Below are 21,158 nucleotides of genomic sequence, written 5' to 3'. Positions count from 1 at the left end.
GTTGGTCTTTTCTATTGTGATTCAAAATTTATTCAAAATTTTTCAATAAGATCCATCCTGTCTTTACAACCGGCTTTTTACTTGCAGGATCTTCAAAACTTACCTGATACCAGTATGATGAGGTATTCAGTCGTTTACCTTGGAAATATCCATCCCAATAAGGCTGTAAGCTGCTTTCCCTGTAGACTTCTTTTCCGTAACGGTCGAAAATAGAAGCTTTAAAGTCTTTGTTTTTATTCACGATTCGGAAATCGATGATGTCGTTAATGTTATCTCCGTTTGGCGTAATAACATTCTGCATCACGAATGTAAAATATTCAAGGAAGCCTACACAGCTTGTATTCTTTACTCTTACTCTGATGGAGATCACCGTATTTCTAGGCACATTGGTAAATGTATTGGAATTTTGCCATGTTAAACCATTATCAACAGAATATTCCAAAACACCGTTGCTTGGATTACTTGCCGTAATAATCATGGTTCCGTTTTCGTTATAGTTAACATTAATAACTTCCGGAATAACCGCCTGAATAACCTGTGTTGTAAAGACTTTTGAACATACTCCATTGGTAATGGTTACACTGTATGTTCCCGGCGTTCCTACAGAAATCGTCTGAGATGTTGCTCCATTACTCCAAAGATAACTGTAGTTCGGTCCTGCTCCTGCATCTAAATTAATAACATCTCCCTGACAGATCATACCACCGGAAAGTGTTGATTTAATAGCCGGAACCACTTCTACGGTAACGGATGCAGGCTGTAAAGATTTACATCCCTGTGTTCCGATCGCGTAAACAGAATATGTTGTAGTCTGAGTTGGAGAAACGGTCTGCGTAGCTCCGGTTCCCGATAAATTCGTCCATTGATACGTTGCGCCATTGGAAGCTGTTAAAGTTGTAGATTCGCCTAAGCAGATTCTTACTTTTGTTGCCGTAAGCTGTGCAACAGGCGTTGCTTCTTTTCTTAAAGTTAAAGTTACCGTTTTGCTACAGAAAGCTCCATTAGAAACCACGACATACAAAACCTGTCCGTCCGTTCCGTTATAACTTGCCATTTGCGCTGCCGTAAGATAATTTGCATTTTGAGCAACAGCATCTGCCTGATTCACATAATAACGAACGATGGCCGTAGTGGAAGTTGTAATCTGCGGCGTTGCATCATTTAAATTAAATGTTGCCAGAGATGGTGTTGTACAAAGTTTTAAAGTAGCATTCTGTGCAGGTGGCGTTGTACCGCCTACAATGGTAACAGTAGCTGTCTGGCAGTTGGTTCCGCCCACAAATGTTCTTACCACATACACACCGGGTGATGTAGCGATATAGGTCGCATTGGTTGCCCCTGCAATTGCAACACCGTCTTTGTACCATTGGAAGGTCATTCCCGGAACAGAAGCGATTTGCGCTGTTAGAGTTTGCGGCGTGTTATCACACATGTTAACACTGGTTAATGGATTTCCGCTGCCGTCTACAATGGTCATTCCGATGTCAAAAGATCCTCCCTGAAGAAAAACCGCAGAGTCAAAACTGCTGTCGGAAGCATCAGCCAAAACCATTTTAAAATGATACGTCTGCCCCGGAATTACCGTTGCAGTTGCCGTTAAAGGAATTGTTCTTCCATTGAAATTCGTTTCGATATTTGAAGTGTTCATTCCTCCGAAATAAGCTTCGTTAATAGGTCCGCAGGAGAACCCGTTACCGGAAGGAACGATGTTGGTAACGCTTACAGGTCCCGCTGTTCCCGGTAAAATTGCCATATTGGTATAAGTAGGATCCCCTACTTTTTTCAGTAATAAAGCAAAACCATCGGAATAAACTCCACAAGGGAAATCTGAGGTATATTCTTCTGAAGCAAAAATATAATTAAATTTTACCTGAGTACTGTTAGGAACAAAGTCGAACTCAATAAAAACGGCATCTTTTAACGGAGCCAAAGGATTAATTGCCGTTACAAGATCCGGATCACTAACGGTAGATCCGGGAACAGGATCGCTCAATCCGCTTTCCAACACATTTCCTGCTCTTCGGGCTTTTCCTGTTACCAATACAACACCATCCGTAAACGGAAAAGCGGTAGTTCCTTTATGAAAGTATCCCCAAGCTCTTTCCGTATCTGTGGCAGGCTGGTTGGGAGAAACAGTAACGTTGGTAACGTTGGCAACGGCGCAGCTTGATCCTCCTGAAATCAGAACGTTTTTAACAAGCTGTTCTATATTGTAAGAAGATGGCGCGTAAGAAGCGACATTCACATCTATAAAAGCACCTGACTTTAAACTCGAATTAGTATGCTTTTCTTTGATCGGTTTTCTTGATGTTTTTTGGGCAAACACAGATCCCGAAACCAGAAGCAACACTAAAAAGAAATAGTAGTTTTTTAATCTATAATTTAACATTTTGTTGTTGTTTGTTCAAAAATACTAAATTATTGGCTAAAATCAGAACAAAAAATAAGCGTTATGCTACAAATAACCTAAAATATTTTAAAATTACAGAAATAACAGATATTCTATCTGAATTAATAAAAAAGACTGATAAAATTATCAGCCTTTTTGTATGAATTTTTACTATTTCAACAATTATATCTGTTGATTAACTAATCTTTTTTCAGTTCATCAATCATATTCTGCAATTCTGAGATCTTATCTTTCAGTGCTTTAATTTCATTTTTATTGGAACTTACATTGCTTTTCAGCATCACATTTTTGGCGCGTTCAATGTGATCTTCTTCATCTTCGTCCTCATTAATTTCTTCGATATCTTCCTGAATATCTTCAATATCTTCATTAATTTCTTCGATATCCTCGCTGATTTCCTCAATGTCTTCGCTGATCTCTTCGATATCTTCCTGGATATCTTCAATATCCTCACTAATTTCCTCGATATCTTCCTGAATAACCTCAATTTTTTCATGGCTTTTATTCACCGACATCTGGATGAAAATGGCAAGATAAATTGCTTCTAAAGAAACGACCGTTGTAAGAATCAGCAGCATTTTATCAAATTCCACAAGATGGAGGATCGGCAGAAGAAAAGAAATCAAAAAAAACAGGGTATGCGCAATGAGCGACGGAATAGAGCCAATCCACCATGTAATTCCGTTGGCAATTTTTTCCAGCATTTCAATTTTTTCTTCGTTCTTTTTCATTGCGTTTCAATTTTTATAGTAATTCTTTCGTAACTCCCAGTCCAAACAATGCAAAATCGTATTTTGCAGGATCTTTTTCATCAAATTTCCGGATCACAAGATCCAGTTCCTCCACGGTTTTCCAGTCGTTCTGCGTTCTGGTAATCAGCCCCAGTTTCCTTGAAATATTTCCGGTATGTACATCCAAAGGAATCGACAGATATTTCGGATCTGTGTTTTCCCAAAGGCCAAAATCTACGCCACGCCTGTCGTTACGTACCATCCAACGCAGAAACATAATGATTCTTTTGGTGGAAGAATTTTTATACGGCGAACTTACGTGTTTATGTGTTCTGTGCTTTTCCGTTCCCAGAAACTGTGTTCTGAAACGTTCAATCGAATGAGAAAAATTAATTTCAGAATCATTTACCCTGAATAAATCCTCCAGACTTTCATTTTCCGTATAAATTCTGTTAAACTGCTTAATAAAATAAGCAAAATCTTCTCCGTTAAAAGTTCTGTGAACACTTTTGCCCTCCAGCAGTTTCAAATCCTTTTCCGAATGATTCAAAACAAAATCATAGGGTGAATTTCCCATAATATCGAGCATTTTTTCTGCCGATTTAATGATCGCTTTTCTGTTTCCCCACGAAATTGTAGCCGCCAGAAATCCTGCAATTTCAATATCCTGTTTCAGAGAAAAACGATGCGGAATCTGGATCGGATCATTTTCTATAAATTCAGGATCATTGTACTGGTCTGCTTTTTCATCTAAGAAGATTTTCAGTTCTTCAAACTTCAACATTATTTTTTAAATTTTTACAGGTTCCAGTGCTTTCGGTAAGAAAGTATTGGGAAAAACAGTTCTTGCTTCATCGGTAAATACGGTAAGATCTCCATAACGGTTGGAAAAATGTCCTAAGATCAGTTTTCCTACTTCTGCTTTTCTGGCTACCGTTGCGGCTTCCAGAGCAGTTGTATGTCCTGTATAATCTGCCATTTCCTTCAAATCGTGAAGAAATGTAGATTCATGATAAAGCACGGTTACATTTTTAATGATCGGGATCACACTTTCCAGATATCTCGTATCACTGCAAAAGGCGTAAGATACAGAAGGGGCAGGTTCTACGGTAAGAATTTCATTTTTAAGCACATATCCATCGCTTAAAACAAAATCTTTTCCGGCTTTTATATTGTGATAATCGCAGGTTTCTATTTCGCTGTACTTCGCGATTTCCTTCATGTTCAGATGCCTGTCTTTTGGTTTTTCTTTAAACAGATAACCGTTGCAGTATATTCTGTGATCCAGAGGAATGGTGTACACTTCTACCCTGTTGTCTTCATAAATTTTCTCTGAATAATCTTTATCCAGTTCATGATATACCACTTCAAAACCACGGTGCGTCTCTGTAATCGTGAAAATAGTTTCCAGCATTTTCTTAATTCCTTTCGGACCGTAAACGTGAAGCGGCGTTTCTCTTCCCAAAAGTCTGAAGGAAGCAATAAGTCCCGGTAAACCAAAACAGTGATCTCCGTGAAGATGAGAAATAAAAATATGATTGATCTTCGAAAATTTCGCTTTGGCTTTTCTCAACTGTACCTGCGTTCCTTCCCCGCAATCGATGAGGAAAGACCGTTCTTCCATCTCCAGAAACTGCGCGGTAGGAGAAGAATTTACCGTAGGAATTGCTGAATTAAAGCCTAATATCGTTAAATAAGTACTCAAATCGATGGTTTATTAAGGTGACAAATGTACGGATTTAGGTTAAGACTAAGATTTACGCTGAGATTAAAATTACGTAGTGGAAACCAATTTAAATATCTAAATTCCGGTTTCTGTTTTTACCATACATCTTAGCCTCAACCTCAAACTATTCTTTCCCTTTCAGAAAATCCAAAAATAGATCCAAAGCCTGTTTTCTGTGGCTGATTTTGTTTTTATCCTGTGGTTCCATCTCTGCAAAAGTCATGTCGTACCCTTCCGGAACAAAGATCGGATCGTAGCCAAACCCTTTGAAACCTTTATTTTCCTTCAGTAAATTTCCGTGAACCCTTCCGTCGAAATATTTGACTCCGTTTTCGTCATAATAGCATAAAACAGTAATGAAATACGCTTTTCTGTTTTCAATACCTTCCATTTCGCCCAAAACTTTTTCGATATTTTTAGCAAAATCATGATTTCCTGCATAACGCGCGGAAAAAATTCCCGGTCTTCCGTCCAGAGATTCTACAACCAGTCCGCTGTCATCGCCCAAACTTGGAATTCCTGTTTTTTCGAAGCAGTATTTCGCCTTAATTAACGCATTGGCATTGAAAGAATCTCCGTCTTCTACGATTTCGTCATGAAGATCGTAATCAGCAAGACTTTTAACGACAAATTCATCGCCTAAAATCTGCTGAATTTCTTCTTTCTTATGTATGTTGTGCGTTGCTACCAGTAATTCCATATTCAATTTCATTTATTTAATTTCTATTTTGTTTAAACCTTAAATCATCATCACAAATAACACCAATGATATTAGTGAAATTAGTGTTTAAAAATCTAGTGTCATTCGTGTTTAGATTTAAATTTCAGAATAATGCACTTTATATTTTTTCATAAAAAGAAAATAAAACAAGGAGAAAAGTGCAATTCCTATCGTCAGTATGATCCATTCTGAAACTTTGAAAGCATCTGCGAAGCTTTCCGTTTTTACATAAGTGATTAATAAGGTGGAACATAAATTATTAAAACCATGCAAAAGCATTGGTAAAAGCAGAGATTTTGTTTTGTAATAGACCAATCCCAGAACGCATCCTAACAGAACTGCTCCCACAAACTGCCACGGATTTCCGTGAATCGCTCCAAAGATTACGGAAGCAAAAACAATTGCCATTTTTGGTTCAACGCCTTTATTCATCAATCCTTTCTGGATAATTCCCCTGAAAATAATTTCTTCAAAAATAGGTGCACAGATAACAGCAGTAATGATCATCACAACCGGATCATCGGTAAGTTTTTCCATCATCTGAGTGAAAAAATCGTAATACTTTCCGAAAAAAGGTCCCGTTGTAGGAATCTGGGCGGTAATAAATTCTGCAATAAACATCATCCCGATCATCATTGGAAAAATCAGGAGATAGGTAGAAAAATTAGTGGGAGAAAAATTGAAATTCAGCTTCATTCCTGTTGTTCTTCTCACGATGAAAAAATCAAAAAAAGCAATCGCCGTAAGAAATCCTGCGGCATTGGTAATCATAAAAAACCAGTCTCTGTACTGTAGATTTTCTTTGAAGGTAAACATCCAGAAAACATTAAAAAACGAAACTACCATTGTTCCGAAAAACAATCCTGCCAGTAAAACAAGACCGCCAATCCATGTAAACGTGAAATTCGGATATTTACTTTTTCCCATAGAATCTAAGAATTTATTGAGAAACAAAGATAATTCAAATTATGAGAAAAGAGAATTGCAGAGAAGTTTAACCTTAAAATACATTGTTACATTTATGTTCTTTAAAATGTTTAAACTAATTTCAAAATTAACCGCAAAAGTTGCAAAAGACCATTATTCTACAATAATTAGAATAATCAAAGTTCTCAAAAGAATAAAAATCGAAGATTTTTAAAACTGTTGTTGCCTTTTTCATTTTTCGTTATTTAATTTGAATAAAATTTCAGCTTATCTTTTATGACTTTTGCGGTTAAATAAAAAAGGTTAAAGAGATTTTAAGTTAAATTTCTCTTTCATACTATTTTAATGAAGTAACTTTGCAGCTTAATATTTTCACATGCAGGGTTTGGTAAAAAAGTCGGAGAATGTTAATCTGTCTTTAATCAGTTATGTAAGTTTTACCTTTATAGGGTATTTCGTTATCGGATTATCGCTTTCGGTACTTCCTATTTTCATTAATAAAAGTCTTGGGTTCAGTCTGGTAATTGCTGGTTTGGTCATCAGTCTGCAATATGTTTCTACATTTTTTCTGAGAGCTTATTCCGGAAAAATCATTGACGGAAAAGGTCCGAAACCAGCCGTTTTATTCAGCATGATCAGTTTTTCGCTGACCGGAATTTTCCTGATGATTGCTTATTATTTTAAATTTTCTCCGTGGTTAAGTTTAACATTCTTGGTCATCACGCGTCTTCTTACAGGCTGTGCGGAAGGAATGATCGGTGCAAGTCCCATCAACTGGGCAATTATGGCAGTCGGAGAAAAGCATACGGCAAAAATTATTTCCTACAACGGAGTTGCCTGTTACGGAGCATTGGCAATCGGAGCTTCTCTGGGTATAACGATTGAGCATGAATTCAGCTTATACGGAATCGGAATTCTTTCGATTATTCTTGGAATTTTAGGATTTCTTTTCGCAAAAACCAAAGACAATAAAACCAACACGAATATAAAAGAATCGCAGCCGTTCTGGAAAGTTTTGGGAAAAGTGGCTCCTTTCGGCGTTTGTCTGGCTTTAGGCGGACTTGGCTTTGCGAGTATTTCAACTTTTATCACTTTATATTACAACTATTTTCACTGGAATAACGGCGCTTTATGTCTGAGTGTTTTCGGAGGACTTTTTGTTGCGGGAAGACTCGTTTTCAATAATGTAATCAATAATTACGGAGGAATTAAAGTCGCCATTGTCTGTCTTTTGGTAGAAACTATCGGGCTTTTAATTATTTCATTTGCCACGAATTCACAAATGGCTCTTGTAGGAGCCGGCGTTACGGGACTTGGTTTTTCATTAATTTTTCCGGCTTTGGGTGTGGTTGCGATTAAAAGCGTGCCTTCATCCAATCAGGGTTCCGCTTTGGCGGGATATGGTCTTTTTATTGATCTTTCTCTCGGTGTTGCAGGACCGCTGATTGGCGGAATTGCTGATCTTTACGGGATGAGTTATATTTTCCCTTTCAGTGCGGCGATGGTTTTTGTGGGATTGGGACTGGCGTATTTACTTAAGCTTAAACACAAATAGCACTAATTTTTACAGGAATTAATAGGACTCAGGTTGGTTTTCGCAAAGACGCAGGATTTTTACTAGTCTCAAATCTTTAAGGCGCAAGGATTTTATCTCTGAAAAAATTGATCATCAGAATTATAAAATAAAATCTTTGATTTTATCCTTGCGTCTTAAGGCTGGAAAATTCTTATTTAAATCTTGCGCCTTAGCGTTTTTCCAATAAAATTTAAATTCATCGTAGATCTTTTAAACACGAATAACACAAATGGTTTTCACAAATTCCACAAATTTGATTTTTTTTAGCCTATTTTTAGTTTGGCAAAAGCAAACAAAAAAAGTTGTTTAAAGTAAAACGGTAGAAAACTCTATGGAGTTTTATCTGTGTAGACACCATATTCACAATTTATTCTGCGTTCCGTAGGAACGCTATCTTTAAAAAATTTATCATATTTATAGATATCAATCCTACGGATTGATTTGCAGATTTATTATTATTTCTACACAGATTCTGCTCCTAAAGGAGCAAACTCTCTTACTTCAAACAACTTCAAAATAAAAAATCAAAGATTTTAAACTAATGGGTTCTTTTACGTACAAAGAATTTAATCTTAAGTTACTAATGTGTTATAATCTTTTGTGAGTTTTCGGTTAAATAAAATTCATGCTTTTTCGTGTAAAAATTTGTATTTAAACAAAATTTTCAGGATTCGACAAAATTCCCGATTTTTGCAACTTCAAAATACGATATGTCAGACTTAATCAAAGAAATAGAAAAAAGAAAAACCTTCGGAATTATCTCTCACCCGGATGCCGGAAAAACCACTCTTACGGAAAAGCTTTTGCTTTTCGGGGGTGCAATTCAGGAAGCGGGTGCGGTAAAATCCAACAAAATAAAAAAGGGAGCGACCTCCGATTTCATGGAAATTGAAAGACAGAGAGGGATTTCCGTGGCAACGTCCGTTTTGGCTTTTGAATACAGAAACCACAAAATCAACATTCTGGATACTCCCGGTCACAAGGATTTTGCAGAAGATACGTACAGAACTTTAACGGCGGTTGATTCTGTAATCGTTGTGATTGACGTTGCAAAAGGGGTTGAGGAACAGACGGAAAAGCTTGTTCAGGTTTGTAGAATGAGAAATATTCCGATGCTGGTTTTCATTAATAAGCTTGACCGTGAAGGTAAGGATGCTTTCGATTTGCTGGATGAGGTGGAACAGAAACTGGGATTAACGGTTTGTCCGCTTTCTTTGCCAATCGGGATGGGAGCTGACTTTCAGGGAATTTACAATATCTGGGAAAACAATATCCAGTTGTTTTTGGAAGAGAAGAAACAGAAGGTGGGTGAAGCGATAAAGTTTGACAATATTAATGATCCTTCAATTGATGAAGTGATTGGCGAAAAAGCTGCCGCTACTTTAAGAGAGGAACTGGATCTGGTTCAGTCGGTTTATCCGGAATTCAACCGTGAAGATTATATGAAGGGCGATTTGCAGCCTGTTTTCTTTGGTTCGGCTTTGAATAATTTCGGGGTTCGTGAGTTGCTGGATGCTTTTATTGATATTGCACCGATGCCACAACCGAAGGAAAGTGATACGCGTATTGTAAAGCCGGAAGAAAATGGTTTTACAGGATTCGTTTTCAAGATCCACGCGAACATGGATCCGAAGCACAGGGACAGACTGGCTTTCGTAAAAATTGTTTCGGGAACTTTCAAGAGAAATGAAAATTATCTTTTGGTAAGAGAGGGCAAAAAAATGAAGTTCTCTTCACCAAATGCTTTCTTCGCGGATAAAAAAGAGGTGGTTGATGAAAGTTTCCCGGGAGATATTGTAGGTCTTCATGATACGGGAAGTTTCAGAATCGGAGATACGTTAACAGGCGGCGAAAAACTGAATTTCAAAGGAATTCCGAGCTTCTCTCCTGAACATTTCAGATATATTAACAACAACGATCCATTGAAAGCAAAACAACTGGCAAAAGGGATCGATCAGTTGATGGATGAAGGGGTTGCACAGTTATTTACTCTTGAAATGAACGGCAGAAAGATCATCGGAACAGTGGGTGCGCTTCAGTATGAGGTAATCCAGTATCGTCTGGAGCATGAATATGGGGCAAAATGTACTTACGAGCCTCTTTCCATGCATAAAGCGTGTTGGGTTGAAGCGGATGAAAAATCGGATGAATTCAAGGAATTTGCAAGACTGAAACAGAGATTTTTAGCGAGGGATAAATACAATCAGTTGGTTTTCCTTGCCGATTCTTCTTTCACGATTCACATGACGCAGGAGAAGTTCCCGAATGTGAAACTGCATTTCATCAGTGAGTTTAAGAATGCTTAATTGAAATAAATCAGCTATAAATAGATAATCCGCGGAAGTTTTTCTGCGGATTTTTTTATGAAATTAAATGAAACTTTTATGCCATGAAGGATCATGAGTTATCTGAGATTTTTCGACTTCACCTTTTTTCATTCAAAATGACAGTGCTGAAAATTAAATTCAGATAAGATTTAATTAAGAAAAAGAAATCAAAGATTAAAAAAATTTGTAAAACAGCATTTTTTCATTTTACAAAATACTAAAATTCAAACCCTTATCAATTTACATAAGCAAAACAATTCCTTTACAATCTTTACAAAAACTTCCCTCCTAATTTTACCTCATCGAAAAAATTAATGTTATGAAAAAGTTCATCTTACTCGTTGCTGTATCAAGCACGTTTATTATGTGTAAAAAAGGAGAAGCGGCAACATCTAAAATTGAAGACGCAGTGCAATCAGCAGACAGTACGATTTCTGCGACCTCTGAAAAAATTAATGACGTAAGCGAAAAAGCCAATGCTGCACTGGATTCTGCCAACGTAAAAATCAAGGATTTTGAAAATGCTAAAAATGAAGTGAAAGACAAAATTGAAAATACTTCCAAAATGGTAGATTCTTTATCTGAGAAAATTTCTTCCGTAAGACTGGAATCGAAAACCGAGAAAAAAGATTCGGCTAAAAAAGAAGAAAAAATTGTGGTGAATGTTCCGGCTCCGAAAGTGATTAAAGAAACGAAAATTGTTTATAAAGACAAACCGAAGAATGAAAATTACGAACTGAATGTTCTGAAAAATAAAATGGTAAAATCGGGTTATTTAACCATGAATGCAGACAATGCGGAAACGGTAAGGGAAGTTATAAGACAGGAAACGGTTAGAAACAACGGTGCTGTGACAAAAGAAGAGCTCACTTATGTTGCAGCAGAACCTTCCAATGACAGATCTTCAGAAATGGCGGATCAAAAAGCATATTATCTTCAGATTAAAGTTCCTCTGCAAAATTTTGATCAACTGATGGATGATTTAAGCAGCAATATCGGCGATATTGAAAGCAAAAACATAGAAGTAAAAGGAAATGACTATTATAACAATACGCTTTGTGAGATCAGGATCTCTCTTTTGGATAACACTCATAAAGCTCCGGAAACTTTTGGTGAAAAATCTTTAGCCGCTGTTTCCTCAGGATGGAATGTTATTACTTCTATTTTCCTGTTTATTCTGCCGCTTTGGCCATTGTTTTTAATTGCCGGAATCGGATATTATTTTTATAAAAAGAGGGGTAAAAACACAACCAATCATGATGCCCATTAATTTCGAAAGTCCATCCTTTGTGATGGATTTTTATTTTAATATTATTTTAATGGGATAAATTGATTTTTAACCGATGTTATTGATATTTTTGATAAGTCATTATGAAAGGAAAAAAGCTTGTAAAATTTAACTTTAGCCTCAAATTTCCATCAAAAAGATAAATAAAGCAGACAAAAATTTTATATATTATATTTTGTGGTTCGTGTGAATGTAAAAAGGCTCCCAAATCTGGAAGCCTTTTACTATTTCATATATAATTAAGCAATTACTTTGCAATGCTTCTTGAAATAACGATCTTCTGGATTTCAGAAGTTCCTTCGTAGATCTGAGTGATTTTGGCATCTCTCATCATTCTTTCTACGTGATATTCTTTCACATATCCGTATCCACCGTGGATCTGTACAGCTTCAATGGTAGTATCCATTGCCACCTGAGAAGCGTATAATTTTGCCATTGCTCCGCTTTCAGAAATATCTTTTCCTGCGTCTTTTTCTACAGCCGCCTTGAAGCAAAGCATTCTTGCCGCTGTAATCTGAGTTGCCATATCTGCCAGTTTAAACGCAATCGCCTGATGATTGATGATTTCTGTTTTAAACGCTTTTCTTGTTTTGGCATATTTTAAAGCCAGTTCGTACGCTCCGGAAGCAATTCCTAAAGCCTGAGAAGCAATCCCGATTCTACCACCGTTCAGAACAGCCATTGCGAAATTGAATCCGAAACCGTCTTCCCCGATTCTGTTTTCCTTCGGTACTTTTACGTTATTGAAGATCAAAGAATGTGTATCGCTTCCTCTGATTCCCAGTTTATCTTCTTTCGGACCGATCTCGAAACCTTCCCAACCTCTCTCTACGATGAAAGCGTTGATTCCTTTATGTTTTTTCTCAGGATCTGTCTGTGCAATTACAATATAGTAAGATGCTGTTCCACCGTTTGTGATCCAGTTTTTAATACCATTTAAAAGGTAATAATCTCCTTTATCTTCCGCAGTTGTTTTCTGGGAAGTTGCATCAGAACCTGCTTCAGGCTCAGACAAAGCAAAAGCTCCGATTACCTGTCCGCTTGCCAAAGGTGTAAGATATTTTACTTTCTGCTCTTCAGAAGCAAATTTCTCAAGACCTGCACAAACCAAAGAGTTGTTTACAGACATTACCACAGCCGCAGAAGCATCTATTTTTGCAATTTCTTCCATTGCAAGAACGTAAGAAACGCTGTCCATTCCGGCACCACCGTATTTAGGATCCACCATCATCCCCATAAGTCCCATTTCCCCCATTTTCTTTACCTGTTCTGCAGGAAACTTCTGGTCGCGGTCTCTTTCGATTACTTCTGGTAAAAGCTCGCTTTGCGCAAAATCTCTTGCTGCCTGCTGAATCATCAGCTGTTCTTCTGATAAATTAAAGTCCATAACATTGAATAATTAGATGGTCGCTAATTTACACTTTTTGGGCAAATCTGAAAATAGAATCATAAATTAGATAAAAACAACGAAATATCTCAATTTTTAAATTTTCATCATATATATATTAAGTTTGAATTATTAAATATATTATGGCATACATTTTATTAATTTCTAAATAATCACTTCCAATTTCCACAATTAAAAAAAATGCTTATATTTAAAATCCTTTAACAATTACTTAAAAAATCATGACAATCAAAAGATTATTTGATATTCCTCAATATGCATTGAAAACGTATCCGAAGTCGGATATGTTTGTAACCAAATACCATGGTGAATGGAAGAAAACTTCCACGCAAGAGTTTATCAATGAAGCCAATAAGATATCAAGAGGACTTTTAAAACTTGGCATAAAACCCGGTGACAAAATCGCTTTAATCACCACTAATTCCCGAACAGAATGGGCGATTATGGATCTCGGACTTTCGCAGATCGGGGTGGTTTCTGTTCCCGTTTATCCGAGTATTTCTCCCGAAGATTATGAATTTATCTTTACCAATGCAGAAATTAAGTACTGTTTTGTGTCTGATAAGGATCTTTTGAACAAGGTAGTAAAAGTAAAACATAACATTCCTTCATTACAGGGCGTTTTTACTTTCGATAATGTTTCGGGAGCTGCTAACTGGAAAGAAATACTGGATCTTGGTGAAGATGATTCTACCCAGATTGAAGTGGAAGATCTTTCAAATGCCATTAATTCGGAAGATCTGGCAACAATTATTTACACTTCGGGAACAACAGGAAAACCGAAAGGAGTAATGCTGACTCACCATAATATCGTTTCCAATGTTTTGGGTTCGATCCCGAGAATTCCTAAAAAGAAAAGTCTGGATTATAAAGATACAAGAGTTCTGAGTTTCCTTCCGATATGCCATATTTTTGAAAGAATGCTTTTCTATCTTTTCCAGTACAACGGTTTTTCGATTTATTTCGCGGAAAGCATCGAAAAGATGGGAGATAACGTAAAAGAAGTAAAACCTCATTACATGAGCGTGGTACCGAGACTTGTGGAAAAAGTGTATGATAAAATCTACGCCACAGGTTCTTCCGCGGGAGGACTGAAACAGAAAATCTTTTTCTGGGCACTGGATCTGATTTCTAAAAAGAAAAGTGTTTCAAAACCATCCGGATTAAAGGAAATTATTGCCGACAAACTGGTGTTTAAAAAGTGGAGAGAAGGTTTAGGCGGTGAAATTATTACCTTGGTTTCCGGTTCTGCAGCTTTATCTACAAGACTGAATTTAATGTTCCAGAATGCAGGAATTCCTATTCTGGAAGGATACGGATTAACGGAAACTTCGCCTGTAATTTCGGTAAATTCTTTCAGCAAAATGAAAATCGGAACCGTAGGTTTACCTCTTGATAACCTGAGTGTTAAAATCCAGGCAGATGGAGAAATTACGGTAAAAGGTCCTTCTATTTTTAAAGGCTATTTTAAAAATGAAGAAATGACGAAAGAAGTTTTCACAGAAGACGGCTATTTCAGAACGGGAGACATCGGACATATCGACAGCGACGGATTTTTACAGATCACTGACCGTAAAAAGGAGATGTTCAAGACTTCGGGAGGAAAATATATTGCACCGCAGACCATAGAAAATTTAGCAAAAGCTTCAAAGTTTATCGAACAGATCATGGTTGTAGGAGACGGCGAAAAAATGCCTTGCGCATTGGTACAGCCAGATTTTGAATTCGCAAAAAGCTGGGCATCCAGAAACAATCTGAATGTAGGTTCCACTCCACAGGAAATTGCCAAAAGTGCGGAATTAAAAGATAGAATTAAAAAAGAGATTGACGATATCAACAAACATTTAGGAAACTGGGAACAGATCAAAAAAATTGAGCTTACCCCGGAAATCTGGAGCATTGATGCCGGTCTTTTAACGCCGACTTTAAAGCTGAAAAGAAAAGCGATTAAAGAGAAATTCATCGATCTTTATAATAAGATGTATGAGCATAAGGAATAAATTATCATCGAAAATAAAGAAAAACAAAATTAACCGATTCATCATTTTTGGATCGGTAATTTTATTTTCATCCTGTGAAAAACATACCGACAACACAAAGATATCTTCCAAAAAAGATTCTGCTCAAATTGTTTCTGATATACCAAAAATTAAAGGAATCAGCAGAACGGAACTTATGGATTATGTGAAATCTTCACCAATCATCAAGCCAAACCAGAACAACGGAATTCCTTTCAGTACGCTTGATTATGATAAAATTTTAGCATACGATTTCAGAGGTGATGAAGAAATGTACGATGCACCGATTGATAAACAGGGAAACTTCATTCCCATCATAGAAAAACAGCAATTTCTGTCACAGGAACAGGCTGATAAAATTTTAAAGGCTTTAGCGAAAAAATCCAGTTATGGAGAAGCTTCCGCAGCGTGTTTTAATCCGCATCTAGGCTTAGTGTTTTTTAAGGACAATAAAAAAATCAACCAGATGAGTATTTGTCTGGATTGCAACGGCTCCATTTCAGAAATTGATATTCCGGCTCGACGTCACAGGGTTTTCAACAAAGGAACTGATGACGAATATTCTTTTACCGGTTTTACGCCCAAAGGAAAAGCAGCCATTATTGCGCTTTGTAAGGAACTTAAATTTTATTATAAATCTGAAACAAATACTGAGACAAAAAAATAAGGCAGAAAAATTATATTTTATTTTTTAACACAAATTGCTCGAATATTTTCACGAATGGCTCTATTATTTTCTTAATTATTAAGTTTATTTCTATTAATATTTTCTGGTTTTCTTATATTGAATACACATTAATATATATTAGTAAAATTGTGCTATCTGCGAAACATTTGCGCAATTAGTGTTTAAAGCCAAAAAAAAGCTGTTCCAAATTTGAAACAGCTTTATATCTTTAAAATCGTAAGTAATTAAAATTTAATTACAGATTTCATTCTTTCGTTTTCTTCCATTACCAACTCGTCGTCAACAAGGATTTTTCCTGAATGCTCATCGATGATAATTTTCTTTCTCTGAGCAATTTCCATCTGCTTTTGCGGCGGAATGGTGAAGAATGATCCTTTTGGAGCGCCTCTTTCCAATCCTACAACAGCAAGACCGTTTGGAGAGTTTGTTCTGATTCTGTTGTATGAAGCCAATAATCTCTCATCAATTTTTTCAGAGAATTCTTTTGATTTCTCGATAAGATACTCTTCTTCTTTCTGAGTTTCAGAGATAAGACCTTCCAATTCTTCTTTTTTGAATTTCAGGTGATTTTTAAGCTCATCAATTTTTGAGTTCAATTCGCTTAACGTTTCGTTTTTGTGACCTATTTTAGCACCGAATTCCTTAATTCTTTTCTCTGCAAGCTGGATTTCAAGCTCCTGATATTCAATCTCCTTACCTAATGCTTCAAACTCTTTATTGTTTCTTACATTATCCTGCTGAGATTTGTATTTTTCAATTAAAGTTTTTGCATGGTTTATTACTTCATGCTTTGTTTTGATCTGGTCGTCCTGATCTTTGATTTCTGCATGAAATTTTTCAGCTCTTTTTTCAAGACCTTCGATTTCAATCTCAAGATCCTCTACTTCGATTGGCAATTCTCCTCTTGTATTTCGGATTTCGTCCAATCTAGAATCAATGATCTGCAAATCGTATAAAGCTCTTAACTTCTCTTCAACTGAAATATCGTTGGTTTTTGCCATATTTTAAATGAAATAATTTACCGGGTTTGTTTTCTCAATAGATTTTGAGATTGCAAATGTACTAAATTTTTGTGACAATATTTCAAATAATTGTTGAGTTACAAATTGTTCTGATTCAAAATGCCCGATATCACAAATCATCATTTTGGAATCGGCAAGGAAAAAATCGTGATATTTTACGTCTCCCGTAAGATAAGCATCACATTTTTTGGAAATTGCAGAACGGATGCCGCTTGCTCCGGAACCACCCAGAACTCCTACTCTTTTAATTTTTTTATTATTGAAATCCGAATGACGGATCATCTCCAGACTGAATTTATCCTTTACAAATTTCAGAAAATCTTTTTCATCCATCGGCTCATCAAGATCACCATACATTCCCAATCCTGAATAATGGTTGGTATTTTCAAGGCTGTAAATCTGGTGGGCAACTTCCTCATACGGATGTGCCGTTTTCATTGCATTAACGATCTGTCCCTGCTTATAATCCTCGAAAATCACAGAAATCATATCTTCATCTGCATTTTCACGAATATTTTGCTGTCCCGAAAACGGATTTGAACCCTCAATCGGTCTGAACGTTCCATTCCCGTTGATTTTGAAACTGCATTCGTCATAAAACCCGATATTTCCTGCACCTGCCGAAAATAAAGCTTCCTTTACTTTTTCAGAATAATCTTTCGGAACGAAAACCGTAAGCTGTTTCAGATTATTTTTTTTAGGCTGAAGAATTTTTATGTCTTTTAATCCCAACTGATCGCAGATTCCGCGGTTTACCCCAAAAAAATCATTATCGAAAGCCGTATGAATGGCATAAATTGCAATTTTATTTTCAATAGCTTTTAAAACAGCTCTCTCTACATAATTTTTCCCTGTTAAAGATTTCAGTCCCGAAAAAATGATCGGATGAAAACATACAATTAAGTTACAGTTCTTTTCAATGGCTTCATCCACAACGTTTTCCAATGCATCATGGCATACCAGAATTCCGGAGACATTTCTGTCGGGAACACCACACAGCAAACCTACATTATCAAAATCTTCTGCCTGTTGCAAAGGAATTCTTTCTTCTATTTTGGCAATTACCTTACTTATTGTCATTTTATGATCTATGTTTGGTACGAAAATAGGGATAATTTGTTAATTTTAAAAAAACATCGAAAAATGGAAAAAGAGCACAATCTTATTCCCGAAGATGCTCTCTGGAAAAGACACCTTTATCGCATCATATACCGCTCTGACACAAAGCTCGGAAAGCTTTTTGACATAATTCTGCTGTCGTTGATTCTCATCAGTACTGCTATTATTATGATGGAAAGTGTTCCGAAGCTCGATAAAAGGTTTCATTATACGTTCATTATTATGGAATGGATTATTTCCATATTCTTTTCTGCGGAATATTTTTCGAGGATTGCCGTTATAAAAAATAAACGAAATTATATTTTCAGTTTTTTCGGAATTATCGATTTTCTGGCATTAATTCCTTTTTATCTGAGCTTTATTTTTCCCGTCACCAAATATTTCCTGATTTTCAGAATGCTGAGAATGCTTAGAGTTTTCAGGGTTTTCAATTTAATGGACTTCATGAATGACGGTTCTGTAATTGTTAGGGCATTAAAGAACAGCTCAAGAAAAATTTATATTTTCCTTTTATTCTTAATTATTTTCTCCGTGATTGTCGGCTCACTGATGTTTATGGTGGAAGGCGGAAGACAGGGCTTTGAAACTATTCCACAGGCGATTTACTGGGCGGTGGTTACTGTAACTACGGTTGGTTATGGCGACGTTTCCCCGATTACTCCGATGGGGAAATTTTTTGCTGTTGTTTTAATGCTTGCCGGTTATTCCATTATTGCTGTTCCTACCGGAATTGTAACTGCCGAAATGAGAAACAAAAGACAGAATCTGGAAAAAGTATGCGACAGATGCGGAAATGAAGATATTGATGATGATGCAAGATACTGCAAACAGTGTGGCAAGAAATTAGCTTAGTAATAATACATACTCAATCTATTAACGAAACACCACAACAATCATGGAACCTAAAAAGAAAAATAAACCAAACAGCTTAGTTATTATCCTTTTCTCGATGATCGCGCTTATGATCGTGATTTACTTTATCCTTGTCATGTTTTTCCCTGCTATTTTTGATAGCATGACCACAGGTGAAATCCAGCCTGTTCCCAATAAATAAAGTTTTTTTTCATTTAAAATAACAAAGGCGATCTTTACAGACCGCCTTTTATGATGTTAAAAAATTCACTTTATTTTTTAATTGTTTTTACTACCTGCTTAGAGCCGTCTTTCATATCCAGCATCAGCAGATACATTCCCTGTTTCAGTTCTCCCAAATGAATCTCTGAATTAGGATTTTCGATAACTCTTATCAGTCTTCCGGAAACATCTGTTACAGAAACCGATCTTACCTGAGCGGCATCAGAAATATTAACAACATCGCTGAAAGGATTTGGGAATACTTTCAAGGTATTTTTATTGGCTGCCACTTCGGAAGTTCCTAAAATGTTTTTTGAAATATTAATGGTAAATGCTCCTTCCGGCTCATCCGACCATCCACTGTAATGACCGACATTTACGTAATAGGTGTTTCCTGAAAGTGTAGGTATAGAAACTGTTTCAGCACCACCCTGTCCTCCATTATCCACTGTATTTTCACAGTTCAATGCAGAACAATTTCCGCTATACACCCCGATCTGAGGATCAAAATCACTTCCTGCAGGCATCGTGACATTAATATTAAATGTACTTCCGTCTCCTACAAAAGTAAACCAGGTACCATCATTCATTTCATTAGAACATACGCTTACAATTCCTGAGTTATTGGTAGCTCCCGCTCCGTCGTTTTGTGCGTAAGTATAAGGGAAAGCAGTAGCAGATAATGCTCCAGAACAAGCATCATTTGCCGGTGGCGGAGGGAAAGTTCCTACGCAAATATTAAAGCTTTGGTTGCTTCCTGCACCATAATAACTGTACACTCTCACCAGATATGTTTCTCCTACCGTAAGACCTGATACAACTCCTGAAGGCGGATCTGAACAGAGAATGCTTGATAATGCTCCACAACCTCCGCTGAATACCTGAAAATAAGTATCCGTGTCTCCTGCCGTACTTCCTACTGAGGCAATATTAAGAAGAGAAATTTTATGAGTCGCCGCAGTGGCTACAAATTTAAACCAAACATCATCATCTGCTTCTCCATAGCATGGACTTGGAGCAGTTCCTGAATCTGTTGCTCCTATTGTATATCCTGCAGTTACTGTTCCGCAGTTCAGATCTGGGTTTACAGGCAATGTAATCGCTGTTACACATTCATCATTAGCCGGCGGCGGCGGTGCGGTAGTAAACATCTGCTCTGTACATCCTGAAGATTCTCCTCCCGAACCTACTGCCACGATTTTAACGTAATGGGTAGTATTCGGAGCCAATGCAGCTGAAGGCGTATAACTATTGGTTGCTACAGAAACCTGATTCGCCACATTAGTTCCTCCTGAAGAAGTTCCGATCGAAACTTTATAGCTTGTTGCTCCTGCTGTATTGTTCCATGTGATGGTAGGAGTTAAAGGGATAAAAGTAGAATTATTTCCCGGATAGGTAACTACCGGACACGCAGGAACAGGATTAGGAGCCAGTCCCTGAATGGTAACAACGGATTTATAATTTACAAGATTTCCTGCAGGCGGTGAAGCCGGATCCGGATCTGTGTAATCATTTTTATAATAAAGAGTAGAATTTTGTGCTCCGCTGTACACATACATTGCCTCATCATAATCATTATTATCGTAACCGGCAGAGTTTTCCTCTGCTGCAATAACCAGATTGGATGTATTGTTATAAGCGAAAGGCGTTGGAAAAACAATTTCGATCACTCCATTGTTATTGCTCACTGTTCCTGAAAAAACCTGCGTTAACTGAGCCGCTGGAATCCAGTCCGAGTCTATACTGAAGGATGTTTTGTTGGTAAGTCCCAAATACACCACCCATTGTGAAGAGCTTGAAATGGACATTGCAGGATCTATATAGAACTTCAGTCCTGTAATGTTTCCTGCTGCGCTGGCGTTAATTTCCTGCTTTGTGAAAATCTGCTGCACGTACGAATAACCGTAGTACGTACTGATTGGAGCTACTCCAACATCTGTGCTTCCTGAACCCAAAGTAATCTGAGCGGAAAAAGTCATACTTAAAAACAATAAGCATGAAAGTAAAAATTTTGTCATAAACTATCTATATTTCGTTGATTAAATACTAATTTAATAATAATATTTCAATTTTAATATTAAATTTAAATTTAATTAACAAAAAAAATAGCGACTAAAAATTAG

General features: G+C 36.8%; 17 protein-coding genes. 7 read left to right on the top strand and 10 right to left on the bottom strand.

Annotated features, from left to right (window positions below):
* Window positions 1-28: 28 nt before the first annotated feature.
* The 6 genes from BW951_RS10545 to BW951_RS10520 all read right to left on the bottom strand — a co-directional run bounded on the left by BW951_RS10545 (window position 29) and on the right by BW951_RS10520 (window position 6,515).
* A complete protein-coding gene (locus BW951_RS10545) occupies window positions 29-2,389 on the bottom strand; it encodes a choice-of-anchor L domain-containing protein (RefSeq protein ID WP_076392532.1) in 2,361 nt (786 codons plus the stop codon).
* 200 nt (window positions 2,390-2,589) lie between these two features.
* A complete protein-coding gene (locus BW951_RS10540; protein ID WP_076392530.1) occupies window positions 2,590-3,141 on the bottom strand; it encodes a DUF1003 domain-containing protein in 552 nt (183 codons plus the stop codon).
* Window positions 3,142-3,154: 13 nt separating this feature from the next.
* Complete coding sequence (locus BW951_RS10535) at window positions 3,155-3,925, bottom strand: TIGR02757 family protein (protein ID WP_076392528.1); 771 nt, start codon at window positions 3,923-3,925, stop codon at window positions 3,155-3,157.
* Window positions 3,926-3,931: 6 nt separating this feature from the next.
* Window positions 3,932-4,846: a ribonuclease Z gene (locus BW951_RS10530; protein ID WP_076392526.1), complete on the bottom strand. Its 915-nt coding sequence runs from the start codon at window positions 4,844-4,846 to the stop codon at window positions 3,932-3,934.
* 145 nt (window positions 4,847-4,991) lie between these two features.
* Entirely contained in the window at window positions 4,992-5,567 is a 576-nt protein-coding gene (gene rdgB / locus BW951_RS10525) for an RdgB/HAM1 family non-canonical purine NTP pyrophosphatase (protein WP_076392606.1), read from the bottom strand.
* 117 nt (window positions 5,568-5,684) lie between these two features.
* Window positions 5,685-6,515 carry a CPBP family intramembrane glutamic endopeptidase gene (locus BW951_RS10520; RefSeq protein ID WP_076392524.1) on the bottom strand — a complete coding sequence of 277 codons (831 nt, stop codon included), beginning with the start codon at window positions 6,513-6,515 and terminating at the stop codon, window positions 5,685-5,687.
* A 376-nt stretch (window positions 6,516-6,891) separates the two neighbouring features.
* Here BW951_RS10520 and BW951_RS10510 point away from each other — a divergent pair, with 376 nt between their 5' ends.
* From BW951_RS10510 to BW951_RS10500, 3 genes are all read left to right on the top strand, one after another.
* Window positions 6,892-8,070, top strand: coding sequence for an MFS transporter (locus BW951_RS10510; RefSeq protein ID WP_076392520.1), 1,179 nt, complete (start codon window positions 6,892-6,894; stop codon window positions 8,068-8,070).
* 731 nt (window positions 8,071-8,801) lie between these two features.
* Complete coding sequence (locus tag BW951_RS10505) at window positions 8,802-10,397, top strand: peptide chain release factor 3 (RefSeq protein WP_076392518.1); 1,596 nt, start codon at window positions 8,802-8,804, stop codon at window positions 10,395-10,397.
* A 340-nt stretch (window positions 10,398-10,737) separates the two neighbouring features.
* Entirely contained in the window at window positions 10,738-11,688 is a 951-nt protein-coding gene (locus BW951_RS10500) for a DUF4349 domain-containing protein (RefSeq protein WP_076392516.1), read from the top strand.
* A 265-nt stretch (window positions 11,689-11,953) separates the two neighbouring features.
* Here BW951_RS10500 and BW951_RS10495 read toward each other — a convergent pair whose 3' ends face one another.
* On the bottom strand, window positions 11,954-13,093 hold the full coding sequence (locus tag BW951_RS10495) for an acyl-CoA dehydrogenase family protein (protein ID WP_076392514.1): 1,140 nt from the start codon (window positions 13,091-13,093) through the stop codon (window positions 11,954-11,956).
* 242 nt (window positions 13,094-13,335) lie between these two features.
* Between BW951_RS10495 and BW951_RS10490 the strand changes: the two genes are divergently transcribed.
* Both BW951_RS10490 and BW951_RS10485 read left to right on the top strand, forming a co-directional pair.
* Complete coding sequence (locus BW951_RS10490) at window positions 13,336-15,114, top strand: AMP-dependent synthetase/ligase (RefSeq protein ID WP_076392512.1); 1,779 nt, start codon at window positions 13,336-13,338, stop codon at window positions 15,112-15,114.
* On the top strand, window positions 15,098-15,799 hold the full coding sequence (locus tag BW951_RS10485; protein WP_076392510.1) for a hypothetical protein: 702 nt from the start codon (window positions 15,098-15,100) through the stop codon (window positions 15,797-15,799). The genes BW951_RS10490 and BW951_RS10485 overlap by 17 nt, the downstream gene beginning before the upstream one ends.
* Before the next feature lie 245 nt (window positions 15,800-16,044).
* Here the strand turns inward: BW951_RS10485 and BW951_RS10480 are convergent, their stop codons facing one another.
* Window positions 16,045-16,821 carry a zinc ribbon domain-containing protein gene (locus tag BW951_RS10480; protein ID WP_076392508.1) on the bottom strand — a complete coding sequence of 259 codons (777 nt, stop codon included), beginning with the start codon at window positions 16,819-16,821 and terminating at the stop codon, window positions 16,045-16,047.
* Window positions 16,822-16,824: 3 nt separating this feature from the next.
* Window positions 16,825-17,922 (bottom strand): Nif3-like dinuclear metal center hexameric protein, encoded by a 1,098-nt coding sequence (locus BW951_RS10475; protein ID WP_076392506.1) that lies wholly within the window; start codon window positions 17,920-17,922, stop codon window positions 16,825-16,827.
* A 63-nt stretch (window positions 17,923-17,985) separates the two neighbouring features.
* Between BW951_RS10475 and BW951_RS10470 the strand changes: the two genes are divergently transcribed.
* Window positions 17,986-18,813, top strand: a complete 828-nt coding sequence (locus tag BW951_RS10470) for an ion transporter (protein WP_076392504.1) — start codon at window positions 17,986-17,988, stop codon at window positions 18,811-18,813.
* 43 nt (window positions 18,814-18,856) lie between these two features.
* Window positions 18,857-19,015: a hypothetical protein gene (locus BW951_RS22740; RefSeq protein ID WP_165796599.1), complete on the top strand. Its 159-nt coding sequence runs from the start codon at window positions 18,857-18,859 to the stop codon at window positions 19,013-19,015.
* Between the two features lie 70 nt (window positions 19,016-19,085).
* Here BW951_RS22740 and BW951_RS10465 read toward each other — a convergent pair whose 3' ends face one another.
* A complete protein-coding gene (locus BW951_RS10465) occupies window positions 19,086-21,053 on the bottom strand; it encodes a T9SS type A sorting domain-containing protein (RefSeq protein WP_084196409.1) in 1,968 nt (655 codons plus the stop codon).
* Between the last annotated feature and the right edge of the window lie 105 nt (window positions 21,054-21,158).

This window comes from Chryseobacterium gambrini, from assembly GCF_900156825.1.
Taxonomy (GTDB): domain Bacteria; phylum Bacteroidota; class Bacteroidia; order Flavobacteriales; family Weeksellaceae; genus Chryseobacterium; species Chryseobacterium gambrini.
This window is presented reverse-complemented; position numbering and strand designations above follow the sequence as displayed.

Excerpts from the sequence above, each read along its gene's own strand:
- BW951_RS10495 (WP_076392514.1), bottom strand. The coding sequence starts at position 13,093 with ATGGACTTTAATTTATCAGAAGAACAGCTGATGATTCAGCAGGCAGCA.
- BW951_RS10465 (WP_084196409.1), bottom strand. The coding sequence starts at position 21,053 with ATGACAAAATTTTTACTTTCATGCTTATTGTTTTTAAGTATGACTTTT.
- BW951_RS10510 (WP_076392520.1), top strand. The coding sequence starts at position 6,892 with ATGCAGGGTTTGGTAAAAAAGTCGGAGAATGTTAATCTGTCTTTAATC.
- BW951_RS10485 (WP_076392510.1), top strand. The coding sequence starts at position 15,098 with ATGAGCATAAGGAATAAATTATCATCGAAAATAAAGAAAAACAAAATT.
- BW951_RS10475 (WP_076392506.1), bottom strand. The coding sequence starts at position 17,922 with ATGACAATAAGTAAGGTAATTGCCAAAATAGAAGAAAGAATTCCTTTG.
- BW951_RS10500 (WP_076392516.1), top strand. The coding sequence starts at position 10,738 with ATGAAAAAGTTCATCTTACTCGTTGCTGTATCAAGCACGTTTATTATG.
- BW951_RS10535 (WP_076392528.1), bottom strand. The coding sequence starts at position 3,925 with ATGTTGAAGTTTGAAGAACTGAAAATCTTCTTAGATGAAAAAGCAGAC.
- rdgB (WP_076392606.1), bottom strand. The coding sequence starts at position 5,567 with ATGGAATTACTGGTAGCAACGCACAACATACATAAGAAAGAAGAAATT.
- BW951_RS10545 (WP_076392532.1), bottom strand. The coding sequence starts at position 2,389 with ATGTTAAATTATAGATTAAAAAACTACTATTTCTTTTTAGTGTTGCTT.
- BW951_RS10480 (WP_076392508.1), bottom strand. The coding sequence starts at position 16,821 with ATGGCAAAAACCAACGATATTTCAGTTGAAGAGAAGTTAAGAGCTTTA.
- BW951_RS10540 (WP_076392530.1), bottom strand. The coding sequence starts at position 3,141 with ATGAAAAAGAACGAAGAAAAAATTGAAATGCTGGAAAAAATTGCCAAC.
- BW951_RS10505 (WP_076392518.1), top strand. The coding sequence starts at position 8,802 with ATGTCAGACTTAATCAAAGAAATAGAAAAAAGAAAAACCTTCGGAATT.
- BW951_RS22740 (WP_165796599.1), top strand. The coding sequence starts at position 18,857 with ATGGAACCTAAAAAGAAAAATAAACCAAACAGCTTAGTTATTATCCTT.
- BW951_RS10520 (WP_076392524.1), bottom strand. The coding sequence starts at position 6,515 with ATGGGAAAAAGTAAATATCCGAATTTCACGTTTACATGGATTGGCGGT.
- BW951_RS10490 (WP_076392512.1), top strand. The coding sequence starts at position 13,336 with ATGACAATCAAAAGATTATTTGATATTCCTCAATATGCATTGAAAACG.
- BW951_RS10470 (WP_076392504.1), top strand. The coding sequence starts at position 17,986 with ATGGAAAAAGAGCACAATCTTATTCCCGAAGATGCTCTCTGGAAAAGA.